Consider the following 20101-nt stretch of genomic DNA (forward strand, 5'->3'; position numbering starts at 1 on the left):
GCGCTTATAGTGTTAATTTTTGCGCTCGATGACATATCGGGCGAACTCTTCGAGTAACTGAGTATTGTATGGGATAGCTTCCAATGCTTGAAGTGCTTCCTGTAACAGAGTGTGAGCTTTCTCTATGGCTCCCTCTAAACCCAGCAGGGAAGGATAAGTGCTCTTATTCAGACCTTGGTCGGAACCTTGAGGCTTACCCAGTGTTTCTGTGTCACTGATGATATCAAGAATATCGTCTTGAACCTGAAACGCCAAACCAATTGCTTTTGAGTAGCGCTCCAAGTGAGGTAGAACCTCGATACCTTTCTCACCAGCAGCTAATGCACCTAATTTTACCGCACAATCAATCAGAGCTCCGGTTTTTTTACGGTGTATCTCTTCCATTTCTTCAAGAGAAACTTGGCGATTTTCCGCGCCTAAATCTAAAGCTTGCCCTACACACATGCCGCTGGCACCAGAAGAATGCGCTAATGCTTTGATCATGTTGATGCGTTGAGCTTCTGCCGCCGGGCTTAATTGACCATCAGCAATAATAGTGAAGGCAAGGGTTTGTAGTGCATCACCTGTCAGTATTGCGGTTGCTTCATCAAACTTAATATGACAAGTTGGTTGACCTCGACGCAGTTCATCATCGTCCATGGCTGGCAGATCATCATGAATGAGTGAGTAGGCATGTATACATTCGATAGCAGCGGCTGGGGTGTCTAAGTCTTCAGGTTTACAGCCGAGCATTTGACCTGTGATGTAAACAAGAAAAGGGCGAACGCGTTTTCCACCTAGCAAAAGGCCGTATTTCATTGCTTGAATCAATGGCTGCTCTTGATATGGAAGCTGATCGAGCCACAAATTCAATTGCTGATTGTTTCTTTGTTGAAAAGACGTCAATGTCTGTTGCATCACATTGCTCACTACTGATTGTTATTCTGAATCTGGTTTGAAGTCACTCAGTGGTGCTTCATCATCTTCACTAAGAAGAATGCTCACGCGCTGTTCGGCGTCGCTTAATTTAGTTTGGCCTGCACGAGCTAAGGCAATGCCTCGTTCAAACTTACGCAGGGCATCATCTAGAGCAAGATCGCCATTTTCTAATTGATCAACCAAGCTATCAAGCTCTTCAATGGTTGCTTCAAAGGTCATGTTTTCTGGTTTCTTGACCGCCATCTTTTTTCTGCCTTAATCAAGCCTCGGGTAAGATGCACGAAAGTTACCTTAGCCTAGTAACTTGGTCAAATTTAACCTTATATAATTGTCACAAAATTAGCGTTCAACGAGTCTAAGCGGTGAAACCCCATATTTTGGTTGAGGTTGTTAGGTGTAATTTGTGATCCATTAGCTAAGATTTTTCTAAAAATTCTGCGCGAGTTGTCGATACAGGTAATAATCCGCCCAATGGCAGTATTTGAGTATAGCGTGAGGAGTGCTTTGTGGATTTAGCAACCCTATTAGGTTTGATTGGTGGTTTTGCATTCGTCATTATGGCGATGGTGCTTGGTGGCAGCATCGGCATGTTTGTCGATGTCACGTCGATCCTTATTGTCGTTGGTGGCTCAATATTCGTCGTGTTGATGAAGTTCACAATGGGACAGTTTTTTGGTGCGACAAAGATTGCTGGCAAAGCCTTCATGTTTAAAGCGGATGAACCCGAAGACCTGATCGCAAAAATTGTGGAAATGGCCGATGCGGCGCGTAAAGGTGGTTTTCTTGCTCTTGAAGAGATGGAAATAAACAACACATTCATGCAGAAAGGCATTGATCTACTGGTTGATGGCCATGATGCCGACGTTGTGAGAGCGGCACTCAAAAAAGACATCGCGCTTACAGATGAACGACATACGCAAGGTACTGGTGTATTTCGCGCCTTTGGCGACGTTGCTCCTGCGATGGGAATGATTGGTACCTTGGTTGGTCTTGTTGCGATGCTTTCAAACATGGATGACCCTAAAGCGATTGGACCAGCAATGGCCGTTGCACTCTTGACCACATTGTATGGCGCGATCCTGTCCAATATGGTGTTTTTCCCTATTGCGGATAAGCTTTCTCTTCGCCGTGACCAAGAAACGCTAAATCGCCGTTTGATCATGGATGGCGTATTAGCGATTCAAGATGGCCAAAACCCGCGAGTGATCGATAGTTACTTGAAGAACTACCTCAATGAAGGTAAACGTGCCCTTGAGATTGACGAGTAACTTGGAGAGTCGTGATGGATGATGAAGATAACAAATGCGATTGTCCGCCACCTGGCCTCCCGTTATGGATGGGGACATTCGCAGATTTGATGTCGCTACTGATGTGTTTCTTTGTTCTTCTGCTCTCGTTTTCTGAGATGGATGTACTGAAGTTCAAACAAATTGCAGGGTCAATGAAATTTGCCTTCGGTGTGCAAAATCAGCTTGAAGTGAAAGACATTCCCAAAGGCACTAGCATTATTGCCCAAGAGTTTCGACCGGGTCGGCCGGAACCAACTCCGATTGATGTCATCATGCAGCAAACCATGGACATCACTCAGCAGACGCTCGAATTTCATGAAGGGGAGTCTGATCGAGCTGGTGGCACAAAACGTGATGAAGGCAAGTTAACGGGTGGGCAATCGCCAGAAACGTCAACTCAAAACAATGAGTCTGCCGAAGCGGACATGCAACAACAGCAATCTAAAGAGATGTCGCAAGAGATGGAAACCTTGATGGAAAGCATCAAGAAAGCCTTAGAGCGAGAGATTGAGCAAGGCGCCATTGAAGTTGAAAACCTCGGTCAGCAGATTGTTATACGTATGCGTGAAAAAGGTGCATTCCCAGAAGGTTCGGCTTTCTTGCAGCCTAAGTTTCGTCCTTTAGTTCGTCAGATTGCAGAGCTAGTAAAAGACGTGCCAGGCATTGTGCGAGTATCTGGCCATACAGACAATCGACCGCTAGACTCGGAACTTTATCGTTCTAACTGGGATCTCTCTTCTCAGCGTGCAGTATCAGTCGCGCAAGAGATGGAGAAAGTGAGAGGCTTCTCTCATCAACGTTTAAGAGTACGAGGCATGGCGGATACGGAACCCTTGTTACCGAATGATTCTGATGAAAATCGCGCGCTTAACCGACGGGTTGAAATCAGCATTATGCAAGGCGAGCCTCTCTACAGTGAAGAAGTGCCGGTAATTCAATAACTAGGCTTTAGTTTTAAGTCAGTAAAGAGATAAGAAAGCGAGCAGATTGCTCGCTTTTTTTGTTTTTCCAATCCGCTTGGGTGTATAATCTTGCGCCTTAAAAGTGAGCTCAGACTACTTTTTGTGACTGAAACGCGGTTTTACTGCGTATGAAGTATTGAAGTTGAGTGTCACTCTTTGTTGATTGCGAAACTAACCTGCGAATTAGACTATGAAATTTATTGTAAAGCCCCATCCAGAAATTTTTGTAAAAAGTGAATCTGTGCGTAAGCGCTTCACAAAGATTTTAGAGTGCAACATTCGTAACATCATTAAGAGCCGCACGGAGTCTGTCGCGGTATTTAACCGTCGTGATCACATTGAAGTGACCTCTGAGAGTAACGAATTCCACGCTGAAGTTCTTGAGGTTTTGACTCATACACCAGGCATTCACCACGTACTGGAAGTGAAGCAAACTGAATTTAAAGACTTGCACGATATCTTCGAGCAAGTGCTAGAACTCAACCGTGCTGCACTCGAAAATAAAACCTTTGTTGTACGTGCGAAGCGTCGTGGCAAGCATGACTTTACCTCCATTGAACTAGAGCGTTATGTAGGCGGTGGTTTAAATCAAGCGATTGAAAGCGCTAGTGTTAAGCTACGAAACCCAGACGTGACGATCAAGGTAGAAGTCTCGAACGACAAGCTAAACCAAGTATTGTCTCGTCATAAAGGCCTAGGTGGTTTCCCTCTGGGTACGCAAGAAGACGTGTTAAGCCTGATCTCGGGTGGTTTCGATTCTGGTGTTTCAAGCTATCTTCATATCAAGCGTGGTTCAAAAGTACATTACTGCTTCTTTAACTTAGGTGGTCCAGCACACGAAATCGGCGTTAAGCAGGTTTCTCACTACCTATGGAACAAATACGGTTCTTCAGCAAAAGTACGTTTTATCTCAGTTGATTTCGAGCCTGTGGTTGCGGAAATCCTAGAGAAAGTCGATGACGGCCAAATGGGCGTGATCTTGAAGCGTATGTTTATGCGTGCAGCAGGCATGATCGCTCAGAAGATGAAGATCGAAGCATTGGTAACAGGTGAAGCACTAGGTCAAGTATCGAGCCAAACGCTAACCAATCTACGCCACATCGATAACGTAACTGACACGCTGATTCTGCGTCCACTTATCAACTGGGATAAAGAAGACATCATCAATCTAGCACGTGAAATCGGCACAGAAGATTTCGCAAAGACAATGCCAGAATACTGTGGTGTTATCTCTAAGAGGCCAACCGTGAAAGCGGTGAAAGGCAAGCTAGAAGCTGAAGAAGAGAAATTCGACTTCAGTATCCTTGAGCAAGTGGTTCAAGAAGCTCGCATGATGGACATTCGTGATATCGCGAAAGAGTCTGAGCAAGCCGCACCAGAAGTAGAGCAAGTTCAAGCGGTAGAAGAGCACGCGGTTGTGCTAGATATTCGTAGTCCTGAAGAGGAAGACGATAACCCACTTGAAATCGAAGGTGTGGATGTGAAACATATCCCTTTCTACAAGCTGGGTACACAGTTTGGTGACTTAGACCAGTCTAAGACATACCTACTTTACTGTGACCGCGGTGTGATGAGCCGTCTGCAAGCGCTTTACTTGCAAGAGCAAGGCTTCAGCAACGTAAAAGTTTACCGTCCATAGCTGACTGTTAAAATACGTTAAAAGGCGCAAATTGAGACATCAATTTGCGCCTTTTTTGTTTTTGATCGCGTTACAGACAACCATTACTTAGCATAATGTTGAGGCTCATCGCAAAGCCATACACTTTGTGTTGATATAACGATAATTAATCCGAAAGAAGAGTAATAAAGTGATATTGCTGCCAGATATGCGGATGAGATTTTTGATAGATAAAAAAACACCGCCTAATTTAGGCGGTGTAACAAATTTGACAGACAGGTCAAAAATAAATACAGGAAGTATATGTTTTGTCACAGGGAGTGTGGACAAAACATTATGGTAGAAATCTACCTAACTCGAAATACGAGTTTGCAAACACAACATCGCAACAACGAAGCCAATTGATTTCCAAAGAAATCAAGCCGTTCAGGCCCGTGTTGCGGGGTGAAATATAGAATTTATCTGGCTGTTCGACAACGGACATTTTATAATGTTTCAGATTAAAAAAACTAATCCTATTAGAGGTCCCATATGTCTCGCAGATTGCCTCCATTAAATTCGCTTCGAGTCTTCGAAGCGGCTGCTCGTCATCTCAGTTTTACACGAGCAGCAGAAGAGTTATTTGTTACTCAAGCCGCGGTCAGTCACCAGATTAAAGCGCTTGAAGAGTTCTTATCATTGAAGCTCTTCCGTCGACGTAATCGTTCTTTGTTGTTAACAGAAGAAGGCCAAAGTTACTTTCTCGATATCAAAGATATTTTCACCTCGATTGCGGAAGCGACAGATAAGGTGTTGGAACGTAGCGAAAAAGGGGCATTGACGATTAGCCTACCGCCGAGTTTTGCTATCCAATGGCTTGTACCTCGTTTGGCCGATTTTAATGCTCAAGAGCCCGATATCGATGTACGTATTAAAGCCGTAGATATGGATGAAGGCTCACTGACTGATGATGTTGATGTGGCGATCTACTATGGCCGTGGGAACTGGCCAGGTTTGCGAGCAGATAAATTGTACCAAGAGTTTTTGATCCCACTTTGTTCACCTTCATTACTTTTGGGTAACAAACCATTAGAATCTTTAAGTGACCTCAAATTACATACTTTGTTACACGATACTTCGCGTAAAGACTGGAAGCAGTTTGCTCGTCATTACAACATTGAAGGCATCAACGTAAACCACGGTCCTATTTTTAGTCACTCAACGATGGTGCTACAGGCTGCTGCGCACGGTCAGGGGGTCGCGCTCGGTAACAACGTACTCGCCAAACCTGAAATGGAAGCCGGACGACTCATTGCACCATTCGACGAGGTGTTGATATCTAAGAATGCATTCTATGTGGTGTGTCATGAACAGCAGGCAGATATGGGCCGAATCGCAACGTTTAGAGACTGGATGTTAGCAACCGCGAGAAAAGAACAAGAGGAAGTATTGGATGAATCACTGGATAGCTGAGGGGCCTGAAAACGGACCGCTGTTTATTTTTGCTCACGGCGCAGGTGCGGGGATGGAGCATGACTTCATGACAGCTGTCGCCAAAGGATTAGTGGAGCAAGGTATTCGTGTAGTGCGTTTTAATTTCCCTTACATGGTGAAACGTTCGGAAGATGGCAAAAAGCGTCCGCCCGATCGCGCGCCAAAGTTGCTCGAAGCATACAGCGAAGTGATCGCTCACTTTACTTCTTCTCCCGTGGTTATTGGTGGTAAGTCAATGGGCGGTCGTATGTCGAGCTTGTTGGCTGAAAATGAGCTGGTGGCGGGCATTGCCTGTTTAGGGTTTCCATTTCACCCACCAGGAAAGCCAGAGAAATACAAAGGCGAGCACTTAGCAACCATTGAGAAACCTACGCTGATTCTGCAAGGGGAACGAGACACCTTTGGTAAGCGTGAGGAATTCGATGATTTCGTCCTTTCGTCACAAGTAACGGTGAGCTTTTTACCTGATGGTGACCACAGCTTCAAACCGCGCAAGATCTCAGGTCATACTGAAGTGGGTAACATTGCACTCGCGATAGAGCAGTTAGCGGCGTTTATACAAGAGGTGTACAGTGAAAAGTAAGTGGTTACTCTCATTCTCTGGTTTGTCTGGGCTGCTTTCGGTCGCTCTTGGAGCATTTGCTGCTCATGGGCTAAAAGCGACACTGGCCCCTTATTTGCTCGGTGTATTTGAGACCGGAGTTCTGTATCAATTTATTCACACGTTGGCGATTGTGTTTTGTGCCATTCTGCTTCTGCTCAATTTGGGACAAAAAGCACAAAAGTATTTTTTCATTGCGGCGATTTGCTTTATTATCGGCATCTTTTGTTTTAGCGGCAGTCTTTACGCGCTGGCGCTGACGGGCATTAAGTGGTTTGGGCCAATTACTCCTGTAGGAGGGTTGCTGTTCATGATTGGTTGGTGTCTGTTCTTTTTTGCTGCGTTCAATATCAAAGAGGTCTCCAAGTGAAACAACTAATGCTCTATTGCCGTTCTGGCTTTGAGAAAGAGTGTGCTGGTGAAATTCAGGACAAAGCGACACAGTTGGAAGTGTATGGCTTCCCTCGTGTGAAGAGAAACTCAGGTTATGTTGTCTTCGAATGTTACCAAGATGGAGATGCCGACAAACTTGCGAGAGGTTTAGACTTTAAGTCTTTAATTTTTGCTCGACAAATGTTTGCGGTAGCAGCTGAGTTTCAATCGTTGCCAAGTGATGACCGAATTAGTCCAATTTTGAATGAACTAGCAGACATCGAAGCATTCCCTCGTTGTGGTGATTTGAGAGTTGAAACGCCAGATACAAATGAAGCGAAAGAGCTACTGAAATTCTGCCGTAAGTTTACCGTCCCAATGCGTCAAGCGTTGCGCGGCAAAGGCTTAATGCTGAACAAAGATAACGCGAAAAAACCAGTACTGCACATTTGCTTTGTTGAGCCTGGCCACTGTTACGTTGGTTACTCTTACACTGACAACAACTCACAGTTCTTCATGGGTATCCCTCGCCTTAAATTCCCAGCAGACGCCCCAAGTCGTTCAACACTTAAACTGGAAGAAGCATTTCATGTCTTTATTCCACGTGAAGAGTGGGATGAGCGTTTGGCACCAGGTATGTGGGGTGTGGATTTAGGTGCATGTCCAGGCGGTTGGACGTACCAATTAGTGAAGCGCTCAATGTTCGTTCACTGCGTTGATAACGGCATGATGGCAGACAGTTTGATGGAAACTGGCCAGATCAAGCACCATATGGTGGATGGTTTTAAGTTCGAACCAGACCGCAAGAACGTAACATGGATTGTTTGTGACATGGTGGAAAAGCCAGCTCGTGTTGCTCACCTGATGGGACAGTGGCTGTTAAAAGGTTGGGCAAAAGAGGCTATCTTTAACCTTAAGCTGCCAATGAAAGGGCGTTATGACGAAGTGCTGCAAGACCTTGAAAATCTGAAGCAGTTCCTCATTGATAATAAGGTAAAGTTCAAGCTACAAGCTAAACATTTGTATCATGATCGTGAAGAGATCACGATTCATATCCAATGTCTGTCGAATATTTCACCTTACTAACTTTATTCCCCGAGTCTTTTGGGAATAGTGATTAGAATAGAAAAAGCGCCTTCAAATGGCGCTTTTTTAATATCTGCCGGATTTCATGGTGTGAAACTACCATCGGACACTACTCCGCTTTGTTTGGCCCTAAAAAGCGAATATCTTGCAAGTTAAAGCCTAGTTCTATATCGCACTTTAAAGCGGCGACGCGTTTACATAAACGAGCAGACTCAATGTGCTCATCCAATTTTTTACGGTATTTCGGTACGAGATCTTCACTAGCGTAGGCAGCTTCAATACTCTCAAACTGAGTGAGAATCTCTTTCGCTGCTTTCGGGCCAATTCCAGGTACGCCCGGAACCTGGCTAGAGCTTATCCCTGTCAATCCCCAGTAATCCGCTAGTTGACTTGGTTTTACGCCGAACTCTTTTTCGATAAATGGTTCATCTAACCAACGATGTTGGAAATAATCACGGATTTGTAGGGTAGGGGAAAGTAGCTGGCAGTAACCTTTGTCAGTCGAAACGATGGTGACTTTTTCACCATGGCTGGCCACTTTCGTTGCGAGTGTAGCAACCAAATCATCTGCTTCATCGCCTTCAGACAGCAATGAATCAATACCTTGCTCCCACCACGCTTGTTGAATCGCATCTAACCCTTGCAGTAGTGGCAGAGGCATTGGTTTTCGGTTTTGCTTATAGTCAGGGAGAGTTTCAGCGCGCCAACCTCTGTCTTGTTCGTGGTGATCAAAAACTGCGATGATGTGTGTCGGGTTGGCCTCTGACAGAATGCGAGTGAGGGTTCTTTGCGTTGTGGTTATGGTTCTTGCTATGTCGGTTGGATCTGGTTGTGCTGAGTGCACTCGGCGGATCAGGTTTAGGGCATCAATGATAACAAGATGAATAGACATAATGACTTAGCAATAAAAAAGGGGCGTAATGCCCCTAGTGTAACGAATGCTAGCCTGACTATCGACCACCAATTTCCGGGTGAGCGATTCGATAACACGGTTCGTAGTCTGAACCGCCAGGTAATTTCATTCGGTGCTGTTCGACAAAGTCTTTTAGCAACTTATCGAGTTTTTTCATGAGGACTGCGTCGCCATGAATGGTGAAAGGCCCTCTACGTTCTATTTCTCGAATACCTTCAGCCTTTACGTTACCTGCAACTATGCCAGAGAAGGCTTGACGCAAGTTGGCCGCTAAAACTTGCGGTTCTTGATCTAGGCTTAAATCCAATTGTTCCATCGACTCATGAGTAGGTTCAAATGGCAGTTGGAAGTTTGGCTCAATTTTCAATGACCAGTTAAAGCTGTACGCATCGCCTTTCTCTTTTCGGTGAAGGCGTACCGAGTCCATGGAGCGTTTCATAATACGAGCGACTTCTGCCGGGTCGTCAATGATGATCTCGTAGTGCTTTTGCCCTTCCTCACCAAGTGTGTCGCGAATGAACTCATCAATAGAGCGGAAGTACTCTTCACTCTCTTTTGGTCCTGTTAATACGATAGGCATTGGCTGATCGGCGTTATCCGGGTGCATCATGATGCCAAGAATGTACAGTAGCTCTTCCGCTGTGCCCGGGCCACCTGGGAAAATAACGATACCATGAGCCATACGGACGAAAGCTTCCAAGCGCTTTTCGATGTCGGGCATGATGACCAGCTCATTTACTATTGGGTTTGGTGGCTCGGCCGCAATAATCGAGGGCTCGGTTAAACCAAGATAACGTTGCTGAGTGTAACGTTGCTTTGCGTGCCCAATCGCTGCACCTTTCATCGGCCCTTCCATTGCGCCAGGGCCGCAACCTGTACAGATGTTAAGTTCACGCAGGCCCAGTTCGTTACCCACTTCACGTGTGTACTGATACTCCACTCCATTGATAGAGTGACCACCCCAACATACGACAAGATTCGGTGCGATACCTGGAGTTAATGCTCTGGCATTACGAAGAATGCCGAACACGAGGTTCGTAATGTGAATTGGGTTAGTAAGGTTGAGCCGCTGGGCGTCTGCCAAATGCATGTTTACGTAAACGATATCACGCAATACGGAGAACAGATGCTCTTGGATACCTTTAATTATTTCGCCGTCAACAAAAGCGTGCTCTGGCGGATTAGTCAGCTCAAGCTTAATACCACGCTCACGACGCACGACGTTGACATCAAACGATTGGTATTTATCGAGCAGTTCTTTCGAGTTATCGGTATGGCTACCGGAGTTCAACACCGCTAATGTGCAATTACGGTACAGCTGATAAAGTTCACTCGAGGCTGTGTTCTTTAAGCGCTCTACTTCTAGTTGAGATAGCAAGTCCATGCTACCAGCGGGGCTTATATGGGTAATCATAACGCCTCCTTGTGTTGCATTAATTTGAGGGAAAGTACCAACTTACCTTTTGGGTGTTATACGTATGGTTTGATGAAAGGTAGTTGGCCGATTTGGTTTTATGGTTATCAACTCCCAAGCAACCTCAAGATGATACATTTGCCTTTTATAAATACATCATCTTGAAGTGACTTGGGTTTTTACAGCTTAGCAGACTAAAAGGGAAGAAATGTGATAACTCGTTGAAAATGGGTGGTTATAAAGCGTAGATTGCACCAAATTTGGTTTGTTTGCTCGCTTTTTGTACGAATCTTAGCTCCAGTTAAGCTGGTTTGTTCCACGTTTTTTAGCGTCCGCAAGCATCTTGCCAAGACGATCGAGTACATACTCTGGCGTATCGGACTCTTTGAAAGACGTCGATACAGCAGCTAAGGTAATCATGATATTTTGCTCACGGAACTTAAAGGGTAATTGGCTAATATCACGCTGGATATGCTTAATCAGATCCAGTGTGTATTCTTCAGATTGTTCCGGGACGAGTAGAATAAACTCCTCGCCACCAAAGCGAGCTACTGTTTCCGTTTCTGATACGCGCTTGTTAATAGTACGAGCGATGATCTTCAGCGCTTTATCGCCAGCCGTATAACCATAGCTATCATTCACCGCTTTGAAGTTGTCTACATCAAATAGCACAACACGAAGGTTTTGCTGAGAGCGAATCCAACGGCGATACTCTAGCTCTAGTCGATCGTTAAATGCAGTGCGGTTATAAACTTTAGTCAGCGGGTCGAGCAACATACGCTGAGCTTGGTCATCTAAGCGTCGACGATAATCTTGCGTAGTTTCAAATACCGCTTCGAGTTGGTTCTTACTGTAACTTAACCGCTCTTGCAGCGCTTGCTCTCGCTCTTCCGTCATTTTCAGTCGCTCTGTCAGCGACGCCATTTTTTCGAGAAGAGGCGTGATTTCTTTTTTCACAACCGCGATATCTTGAGCTTGATTAAGTGACTTTTGGCTTAATTCAACCAAGCTGTTCATTTCTGTGTTGAGCTCTTGGCGGTGTTCAAAGTAGGTATGATGCTGGTCGACGTTCTGATGAACGGTTTTTAGGTTACTTGCGAGAGAAGTGTTCAGCTGATCAAGGAATTGGCTAGACGCCTCGCGCTCGAACTTTGTTGCTTCGACAACCAATTTCAGCGTTGAGAGCGTAAGCTCAATGAGAGACTCGGCACTCACGCCAAGGAGCAACTTAGCGCGAATATCCAGCAATCTATCGCCTGATTCTCCCTCGAAATCCAGCTCTGTAATAGTATGTTGGAGGTCGCTGGCTAAGCATTCAAGTTGAGATCTGTCAGGATTGTTTTCAAATTCACTAAGATGTAGACGTGAATTAGACGTGATGATTTTCAGAGCGCGTTCGTAAATACTCAGTAGCTTAGTGGCTTGATCAGCTTTATTGCTGGCGTGAACTTCAGAGAAACTCATCAGGTTCCGTAGTTCACGTTTTAACTGCGCAGGTAAGCCAGTGACACGTTGCAGTGTTTCACCACTGTGCTTGATTTGTTCGTCAAGGTAACCGTTCTGTTTATCCATCGTCTTCGACTGCTGTTTGAGCATCCTCTCTAATACCGCTAAACGCGGGATAAGAGTGCTGATATCTTTTTGATGTTGCAGCTCTTGTTGGATTTCAAATAGGTAGTTGGATACCTGAGTGTTCGAACCCTGGCAAGCTGAAGACAATGATGCCACAACGCGTTTAAGAACTTGTTGTTCACGTTTGAATTTGAGTGAAGTATCACGATGAGTCAGTCTGAGTTGGTCAAGTTGACAACTCAGCTGATGCAGCTGCGACTGAATATCGGATTCCAAGATTCCCATGAAGTGACTACGGTTAAGTCCATGTACTACTGACAATTATCTGATAATAACAAAAAACTTTATAGCGTCATTAGTTATTACGTTCAACAGGCGTTTAATTATCCATTTTTTAATATTTTCTTGATGTCGTCCTCATTCTTGTAGGACGAATGGATCTTGATCAGGCCTTGGCTAATGGCATGTTGACAGGCAGTTCTTATGTTACCTGTTGCAAAGCTAGCAGCAGGCGCATTATCGATGGCTTTTAAGAACACCCAGTGGCTTTGCTTATCCTTCAAGCTGACTTCTCGTGCGATGTGAGTCGCAAGCAACAACAGATCGAGTAATTCCTCATCGTTAATTGCAGTGTAGGCTCGGGGTAAGAACGGATAATCACTGATGCCCATACGAATAATACGATTGACGTTGTGCTGCTGAGCGAACTCATCCACCCAAGTCTGGAATTTTTCGAACATGACTTCGGCAGAAGCATCACGGTCAGCGTTCGGTTCTATATAGAGTAAGTTCGCATCTGAGAAATGGTAAAGACGCGACGGTTTTTCTATTTTTTCCGCAAGGAAGTCGCCAAATGCCCGTTCTAGTTCTAGACCTGCCTTATAGCCGTTATGGACGTACATGCTTCGTAAGAATGGCAAATCGATCATAACAAAGCGTAGGCGATCATTAAGTGGTTCGTGGATCAATTCACCCATTTGCCATTGCTCGAAAGTTTCGCTCGACTTTTTCAATGAGCGAGAAAGCTTAACATTCAGCATACGCAAGTTACGTAAACGAGAGCGAGAGTGGGTGAAGAGGTCGTTACGCAGTTTTTCGATTTCACTTGCTTGGCGCTGCATAATGACACCACGGCGCATAATGAACAAAAACATGACCAAGACAGTAATAAACAATGCAAATGAGATTTTCTGGAATTTACGATGCTCTCTTTCCACTTGCTCTAAGCGTTCTGATTGACCGATGTAATGGATGGTTTGTTCGGCAAATTCTTTTTGCTGACGGAACGCATCCTCACTGATTTGGTTAAGCTGCTTTTGTTCTAGACGAACGAGGTTGGTGTATTTTTTATAAGCTTGCAGAGAAAGTTTGTATTCGCCTGCCTGCTCGTAACCCAACCCAAGTAAACGGTATGACTGCTGCTTAATGAAGTTGTTATTTTCAGGTGACTTTTCAGCAAGCGCTAACGCCAGCTTAGCATTAGTAATGACGTCTTTACTGTCATTTTGATGATAAGCCAGACCTGACTGAAGCAGGGCAGCCTTTGCTTCAAGCTTAGGAATATTGGTGTATTCTAAAAGCTCTTTAGAGCGGTCTAAGTACTGCTCTGCTAGCGCGTAGTTATAGAGTTGTAGGTAGGTAGCCGCCAAGCTTAAGCGAATTTTAATGATTCTATTGATGTTCTTACTGGTACTTTCATGGTCAAGCACGTTGAAGTAATGCACTAACGCAAGGTTAAACTTACCCTGATAAAAGTAGATGTCGCCCATCTGCTCTAGGACGTCCGCTAGGATCGGAGAGCTAGGGTAAGAGTCATAAAAATCTGCGGCTTGAGATAAGTATTCGATCGCTTTGTCGTACACTCGTCGCTCCTGGAAGAGCCTAGCCAAAAGGCGATTCACTTTTGCTAATCTTGCACCACTGTTACTTTCAATAGATTGCCAATAACCGTATAGCAGTTCTGACAAAGCCAAATTGTATTTCTTGCTATTGAGGTAAAACTCGCCGACGGCAGTGTAGTAGTCGATCAAGGCTAACTCAGAGCGGCTATCGTCAAGCATGGTCTTTGCTTCAGAGTACAAGTTTTCCGCTTTAATGATATCGCCACTATATGAAGCGAGGAGTGCTCTTTGCATCACTAGTCGGTAGCGAACGCTGTCGGTGCGTTGTAATACGGCATCGGCTTCATCGAGCTGTTGTTCAATTTGGTTAAGCGTGTCTTCCGCTTTTGAGTAGTTTTCGTCGTACATCCAAATCATTTGGTTGCGCATCAGCTGGAGATCTAAGTCCATGTACGGCAATTGATATTCTTGCGCTAAGCGTTCCGCTTTATTTAGGTGCTCGATAGCCGAACGAACATTACCCATGGCGTAATCTGCCTGAGCGATAATCTTGTGCGCTTCGATGGTGCTGCTTGGTGTGCGAACGCTACGATCTGTTTCGTCGCGAGACATGGCTGAAGGGCTGTCACTTTCTTTGCGTTCTGTTAGCTCACGCTGTGACAAATAGTTGGTTGCCGCTTGTTTTGCTTGTGATGGCTCTATTTCCGCCAATTGTTGTGCTTCGTTGAGTAACGCGGACGATAAAATGGTTGCATGAAGTGGCTGTACAAACAGCAAGCAAAGAAAGCCAATCAATTTGAATAGACGCGAACTGTCCCAAAACATCCTTTCGTTCCCTCGAACTGTTTTTAGATATGGCGATAACGGCGAAAAGCCTCAATTAGCCGTTTAAATGCGGGTTGAAGCCATTTGATATAGTAACATGCTTGGACAATAAAAACGTCCGGCAACCCTTTAGATTGCCGAACTTATTTCTGTTGCCTATGCGCTTACTGACGAGCCATACGGTGATTGTGAGCTGGCTTATCTTGTTCCGTTGAGCGGTAAGGGTTGATATCCAAGCCTCCACGGCGCGTATAGCGGGCAAATACGGTCAGTTTGCTTGGTTGGCAGTATTTCATTAGATCCGTAAAAATACGCTCTACACACTGTTCGTGGAACTCATTGTGCTCGCGGAAAGACACTAAGTAACGTAACAGCTTCTCACGATCTATTTTTGCGCCTTGGTAGCGAATTTCTACACTGCCCCAGTCGGGTTGGTTAGTGATCAAACAGTTTGATTTCAATAGGTGGCTATGTAGCACCTCTTCAACTTGTACTTCACCTGCTGCACCTTCAAGCAAATCGGCATCGAAATCGTAACTGGTGATGTTAATGTCTTGGTCATCAATACATTCACCGTCCATTGTTACGATAGGTTGATTGGTATAGTGGGTCACTGGATTCACCTCAACCAGCACCTTTTCACCTGCGCATTCAGAAAGGTCTTGTGTTAAACGCTCAGTCACTTCTTCCCAGCTTGCAAAGCGGGTTTGGTTATAGCTGTTTAAGTACAGTTTGAAAGACTTCGATTCAATCAAGTTTGCGCTGGTGGCTGGAATGTATACTTCGCCAACGGCCACTTGTGGTAAACCTTTACTATTTAACCAAGACAGTTCGTACAGCGTCCAAATGTCGTGCCCCATGAAAGGCAGAGTATCGCCTAACTGGAGGTCATCTCGGTTCAGGCTGCGAGGGACTGGTTGCAGCAAGCTTGGGTCATACTGGTTCGCATACTCGGTCGTTTTACCTAGTGTTAAGCCAGCAAGCTCTTTAGCGTCAGAATATTTGCTCATACTTTGTGGTCGTTTTCGATTAGAATGGCGAGAATTTTACTGAATCCGCTGGTCAATTGCCATCCGGCAAGTACGGCTATCTGATAAATAAGGAATGAGGAGACCTTCATGACCCAAAACGTTACTCAGGCGCTACAAGAGTTCAGCCTGCGCTACCAACAAGCTTGGCAAGCTAAGCACAATGAGTTGCCAAGCAGTGAAGAGCTTGCAGAGCTTGTTTCTCCTTGTGTCGAAGAGAAGCGTGATGGAAAGGTGCTTTGGAAAGCGGTCGCACGTGATGAAATGGCCGATTTCACCAATGTGGAAAATGCGATTGAGTTGTCACTGCAAGATGATGTTAAAGCCTTTTATGGTTCTCAATACTGCGCTGATATGGAGGCAACTTGGCAAGGTAATTCGTTGACGCTGCTGCAAGTGTGGAGCGATGACGATTTCGTGCGTCTACAAGAAAATATTCTTGGTCATTTGGTGACGCAGCGCCGCTTGAAACTTAAACCAACAGTATTTATCGCAGCGACAGATGAGGAAATGGATGTGATTTCTATTTGTAACCTCACTGGCAATGTGATTCTAGAGCGTTTGGGCACCTCTAAACGTGATGTATTGGCAGATTCATTGGTTGAGTTCTTGAATAAGTTAGAGGCTGCCGTCTAAGTATGTATGTTGTTGAGTTGCAGTTTGAGTGTTTTGATAACACCACCGTCAGCGCGGTAGACAAAGCCATTAATGGCTTGATGGATGCTCTGCGTTACAACGGCCAAGTATTAGGTCGTGAATTCCCGATAGTGATGGGAGAAGGTGAATTTTTCGTTCGTGTTGTTTGCCCAGAACAAGACAGCTTGCATCCACGTTATCACTCAGATTTCGTCAAAGTGTGCATGAACCGTTTGTCGGATGCGTCTTTGCTTGCTCCGAAAATGCGTATGCTGGGGCGTGATTTGAATTCAGAACAAGCAGCCGAAGAAGAGACACCTAGCTGGCAAGTGTTGTACACGACTTATGTTCATACGTGTTCGCCTTTGCGAAGTGGTGAAACCCTGTTGCCAATTCCTTTGTATCGTAATGAGCCAACACTTAATGGAGACCATAAAGCCGTCATTAAGTGGCAGACTGAGTGGCAAGCGTGTGATGAAATCCAAATGGCAGGGGGTTGCCGAGCGGAACATGCGGCGCTGCACGAAATTTGCGATGTGGATAGTGTGCTGTTTCGCCGAGGTTGGGACTTACGTGGCCGTATCGAATACATCACGAAGATCCCTACGTACTATTACCAGTATCGTGTCGGTGGTCAGTCGCTGGAGAGCGAGAAAGCGCGCAAGTGTCCAAAATGCGATGGCGAGTGGCTACTCGATGAGCCACTACATGACATATTTCATTTTAAGTGTGATGACTGCCGAATCGTGTCGAATATCTCTTGGGACCATCTTAAGTAGCGAATTGAAGCTACTTAAATGGGTAGATAGACAAATAGAAAGGGCTGATGTTTTCACATCAGCCCTTTTGTGTTTAGAACGTTTATGTTTAGAACGTTGTTTTCAGTCATGTTTTGAAAAGTGGGATTACCAACCTTTCACAACACCGCCTTTGAACAGCTCTTTTGCCGCTTCGTAAACTTCTTCCGTTTGGTAAGCTTTTACGAAGTTTTGTACGTTTTGCGCATTAACATTTTCTTCGCGAGCGACAATTAGGTTTACGTATGGTGAGTCTTTATCTTCAACGAACACGCCGTCACGCTCTGGCGATAGGTCGATAGAGCTTGCGTAAGTGGTGTTGATGATTGATAGCGTTACGTCATCCAATGAACGCGGAAGCTGTGGGGCTTCTAGTTCAATGATTTCGATATTTTTAGGGTTGCCCACGATGTCACGTACTGTAGCGAGTAGACCAACGCCATCACGTAGCGTAATCAAACCTTGTTGCTCAAGAAGCAGTAGTGAGCGACCTAGGTTAGTTGGGTCGTTTGGTACTGCGATGCGTGCGCCATCTTGAATTTCATCAATTGATTTTACTTGCTTTGAGTAACCAGCAATAGGGTAAACGAATGAGTTACCCGCGATAGCCAGTTTGTAGCCGCGGTCTTTCACTTGTTGGTCTAGGTATGGTTTGTGCTGGAACGCATTCGCGTCTACTGAACCATCATCCAGAGCGGCGTTTGGTGTTACGTAATCGGTAAATGTTACTAGCTCAACATCTAGGTTGTATTTCTCTTTTGCTACTTTAGCGGCAACTTCGGCTACTTGTGCTTCAGCACCAGCAATAACGCCAACTTTTACTTTGTTTACGTCTACTTCTTTGTCGCCGCAACCCGCTAGAGCAAGAGCAGAGGCGGCCGTTGCTACAGTCAAAAGACCTTTAAGGCTAAATTTCATCTTTATCTCCTTATAATTTGTATTTTTGATGCTTATCTGTGGTCTACACGGCGCACCACTGCGTCGCCGATAGACTGAATAATCTGTACTAGAACAATCAACATCACGACAGTCACGGCCATGATAGTTACATCGTAGCGGTGGAAACCGTAACGAATGGCTACGTCGCCTAGGCCGCCGCCGCCTACCGTACCCGCCATAGCTGAGTAGCTAACGAGAGTGACCAAGGTAATCGTTACTGAGTTAACAATAGTCGGCATTGCTTCAGGTAGTAGAACTTTTGTGATGATCTGTGTTGGTGTCGCCCCCATTGACTGCGCTGCTTCCACCAAGCCTGTCGGTACTTCTAATAAAGCACCTTCAATAAGACGAGCGACAAAAGGAATGGCGCCAATAGTCAGTGGGACGATTGCTGCGGTTGTGCCGATAAAGGTTCCAACTAGCATTTTTGTCACTGGAATAATCGCAACCATCAGTACGAGGAATGGCACTGAGCGACCAATGTTAACGATAGCGCCTAAGCCGCTATTTAGTTTGGTGTTTTCAAGTAGGCCGCCTTTCTTAGTAATATGGAGGATTACGCCTAATGGAATACCCACAGCAAAGCCGACTAATCCGGCAACCGCAACCATGTAAAGCGTTTCCCACGTTGCACCTAAAAGTAGTTTGCTGTTTAAACTCAGCCATTCAGAAATCGTATTAAAGGACATAACCAAGTACCTCTACTTTTACGTTGTGCTTACGCAGGTATTCAAGAGCTGCGTTGTCATCTTCTTCGTTACCAAATAGCTCTGCGACCATCATGCCGAATTTCACGCCACCAGCGTAATCAAGGTCGGAACTCAAAATACTCACATCAATATTGTATTTACGAGAAATTTGCGACATTAACGGTGCATCGACGGTTGCGCCAGTAAACTCTAAGCGAACCAACGGATAGCTGCCATCAACACGCTCTGCTTGCAGACGAGCTTGGTAATCTTCAGGAATGGAAAGATCCAGCGTTGAGCGAATGAATTGGTGCGCTAGCTCTGTCTTAGGGTGCGCAAAAATATCGCCAACGGTGCCTTTTTCCACCAGCTCACCACCACCGATGATTGCTACTTCGTGACAGATGCTTTTTACGACTTCCATTTCGTGAGTGATAAGTAAAATCGTGATGTTGAGTTTGCGGTTGATCTCTTTCAATAACTCAAGGATAGATTGAGTTGTTGCTGGGTCTAGTGCGCTAGTGGCCTCATCACAAAGCAGCACGCTAGGATCGGATGCCAATGCACGAGCAATTGCCACACGCTGTTTTTGGCCGCCACTTAAGTTAGATGGGTAGCTCTCGTGTTTGTCGGCTAAGCCTACAAGCTTTAGCAACTCAGTTACTTTTGTTGTGATTTGCGATTTGTCTTTACCTGCCAGTTCTAGTGGCAGTGCTACATTATCAAACACAGTACGAGACGAAAGCAGGTTAAAGTGCTGGAAGATCATGCCAATGTTACGGCGTGTTTCGACTAGTTGTTTTTTGCTGAGTTTGGTTAGATCCACACCATCAACGATGATGGAACCAGAGGTCGGCGCTTCTAACATGTTTACGCAGCGAATCAGCGTACTTTTACCAGCACCTGATGAACCGATAACACCAAAGATGGTGCCTTTGTCGATGTGTAGGTTAATGTCTTTCAGGGCAAGGATTTCCTTACTGCCTTGGTAGAACACTTTATTGACGTTTTTTATTTCTATCATGTTTCAACCTGCCCAAAGATACGGGGAACTTCGCTGTCAAAAACGGCCTTTGACAGAACTTAATGTTGAGCTTTATCTCAATTTTCAGTTGATGCTATGGGTTA

19 protein-coding genes are annotated in these 20101 nt (G+C 45.2%); 9 read left to right on the plus strand and 10 right to left on the minus strand.

What is annotated here, in order from left to right:
• Positions 1-12 precede the first annotated feature (12 nt).
• Positions 13-897, minus strand: coding sequence for a (2E,6E)-farnesyl diphosphate synthase (gene ispA / locus R7190_RS17045; protein ID WP_005383621.1), 885 nt, complete (start codon positions 895-897; stop codon positions 13-15).
• Positions 898-918: 21 nt separating this feature from the next.
• On the minus strand, positions 919-1161 hold the full coding sequence (gene xseB / locus R7190_RS17050; RefSeq protein ID WP_005381566.1) for an exodeoxyribonuclease VII small subunit: 243 nt from the start codon (positions 1159-1161) through the stop codon (positions 919-921).
• 263 nt (positions 1162-1424) lie between these two features.
• On the opposite strand from xseB, the gene pomA reads away from it, so the two are divergent.
• The 7 genes from pomA (at position 1425) to rlmM (ending at position 8319) form a co-directional block, all read left to right on the plus strand.
• Positions 1425-2186 (plus strand): flagellar motor protein PomA, encoded by a 762-nt coding sequence (pomA, locus tag R7190_RS17055; RefSeq protein ID WP_005381564.1) that lies wholly within the window; start codon positions 1425-1427, stop codon positions 2184-2186.
• A 14-nt stretch (positions 2187-2200) separates the two neighbouring features.
• Positions 2201-3148: a flagellar motor protein MotB gene (locus R7190_RS17060; protein WP_042521210.1), complete on the plus strand. Its 948-nt coding sequence runs from the start codon at positions 2201-2203 to the stop codon at positions 3146-3148.
• A gap of 211 nt (positions 3149-3359) precedes the next feature.
• Positions 3360-4808 carry a tRNA uracil 4-sulfurtransferase ThiI gene (gene thiI / locus R7190_RS17065; RefSeq protein ID WP_318137585.1) on the plus strand — a complete coding sequence of 483 codons (1449 nt, stop codon included), beginning with the start codon at positions 3360-3362 and terminating at the stop codon, positions 4806-4808.
• A gap of 510 nt (positions 4809-5318) precedes the next feature.
• Positions 5319-6239, plus strand: coding sequence for a transcriptional regulator GcvA (locus tag R7190_RS17070; RefSeq protein ID WP_005383616.1), 921 nt, complete (start codon positions 5319-5321; stop codon positions 6237-6239).
• Positions 6220-6843, plus strand: a complete 624-nt coding sequence (locus R7190_RS17075) for an alpha/beta fold hydrolase (RefSeq protein WP_085569905.1) — start codon at positions 6220-6222, stop codon at positions 6841-6843. Before R7190_RS17070 ends, R7190_RS17075 begins: the two co-directional genes overlap by 20 nt.
• A complete protein-coding gene (locus R7190_RS17080) occupies positions 6833-7231 on the plus strand; it encodes a DUF423 domain-containing protein (protein WP_047010151.1) in 399 nt (132 codons plus the stop codon). The genes R7190_RS17075 and R7190_RS17080 overlap by 11 nt, the downstream gene beginning before the upstream one ends.
• On the plus strand, positions 7228-8319 hold the full coding sequence (gene rlmM, locus R7190_RS17085) for a 23S rRNA (cytidine(2498)-2'-O)-methyltransferase RlmM (protein WP_085569904.1): 1092 nt from the start codon (positions 7228-7230) through the stop codon (positions 8317-8319). Before R7190_RS17080 ends, rlmM begins: the two co-directional genes overlap by 4 nt.
• A gap of 109 nt (positions 8320-8428) precedes the next feature.
• Here rlmM and xni read toward each other — a convergent pair whose 3' ends face one another.
• The 5 genes from xni to queF form a co-directional block, all read right to left on the minus strand.
• The gene (xni, locus tag R7190_RS17090) at positions 8429-9211 is read right to left on the minus strand and encodes a flap endonuclease Xni (RefSeq protein WP_132937046.1); all 783 of its coding nucleotides are present in this window, start codon (positions 9209-9211) and stop codon (positions 8429-8431) included.
• Between the two features lie 58 nt (positions 9212-9269).
• Positions 9270-10646: a nucleotide 5'-monophosphate nucleosidase PpnN gene (gene ppnN / locus R7190_RS17095; RefSeq protein ID WP_005383611.1), complete on the minus strand. Its 1377-nt coding sequence runs from the start codon at positions 10644-10646 to the stop codon at positions 9270-9272.
• A gap of 291 nt (positions 10647-10937) precedes the next feature.
• Entirely contained in the window at positions 10938-12503 is a 1566-nt protein-coding gene (locus tag R7190_RS17100; RefSeq protein ID WP_005381978.1) for a sensor domain-containing diguanylate cyclase, read from the minus strand.
• A gap of 98 nt (positions 12504-12601) precedes the next feature.
• Positions 12602-14884, minus strand: coding sequence for a tetratricopeptide repeat protein (locus R7190_RS17105; RefSeq protein ID WP_186584437.1), 2283 nt, complete (start codon positions 14882-14884; stop codon positions 12602-12604).
• 164 nt (positions 14885-15048) lie between these two features.
• A complete protein-coding gene (gene queF, locus R7190_RS17110) occupies positions 15049-15894 on the minus strand; it encodes an NADPH-dependent 7-cyano-7-deazaguanine reductase QueF (RefSeq protein ID WP_005383608.1) in 846 nt (281 codons plus the stop codon).
• 108 nt (positions 15895-16002) lie between these two features.
• Here queF and syd point away from each other — a divergent pair, with 108 nt between their 5' ends.
• Complete coding sequence (gene syd, locus R7190_RS17115; protein ID WP_005381970.1) at positions 16003-16548, plus strand: SecY-interacting protein; 546 nt, start codon at positions 16003-16005, stop codon at positions 16546-16548.
• 2 nt (positions 16549-16550) lie between these two features.
• Positions 16551-17327: a Zn-ribbon-containing protein gene (locus R7190_RS17120; protein WP_005383605.1), complete on the plus strand. Its 777-nt coding sequence runs from the start codon at positions 16551-16553 to the stop codon at positions 17325-17327.
• Positions 17328-17453: 126 nt separating this feature from the next.
• Here R7190_RS17120 and R7190_RS17125 read toward each other — a convergent pair whose 3' ends face one another.
• The 3 genes from R7190_RS17125 to metN are packed head-to-tail and all read right to left on the minus strand — an operon-like array spanning position 17454 to position 19997.
• Complete coding sequence (locus tag R7190_RS17125; RefSeq protein WP_005381966.1) at positions 17454-18263, minus strand: MetQ/NlpA family lipoprotein; 810 nt, start codon at positions 18261-18263, stop codon at positions 17454-17456.
• Positions 18264-18295: 32 nt separating this feature from the next.
• Positions 18296-18973 (minus strand): methionine ABC transporter permease, encoded by a 678-nt coding sequence (locus tag R7190_RS17130; protein ID WP_005383604.1) that lies wholly within the window; start codon positions 18971-18973, stop codon positions 18296-18298.
• The gene (gene metN, locus R7190_RS17135) at positions 18963-19997 is read right to left on the minus strand and encodes a methionine ABC transporter ATP-binding protein MetN (protein ID WP_005381962.1); all 1035 of its coding nucleotides are present in this window, start codon (positions 19995-19997) and stop codon (positions 18963-18965) included. The genes R7190_RS17130 and metN overlap by 11 nt, the downstream gene beginning before the upstream one ends.
• Positions 19998-20101: the final 104 nt, after the last annotated feature.

The organism is Vibrio sp. 1078-1 (assembly GCF_033340475.1).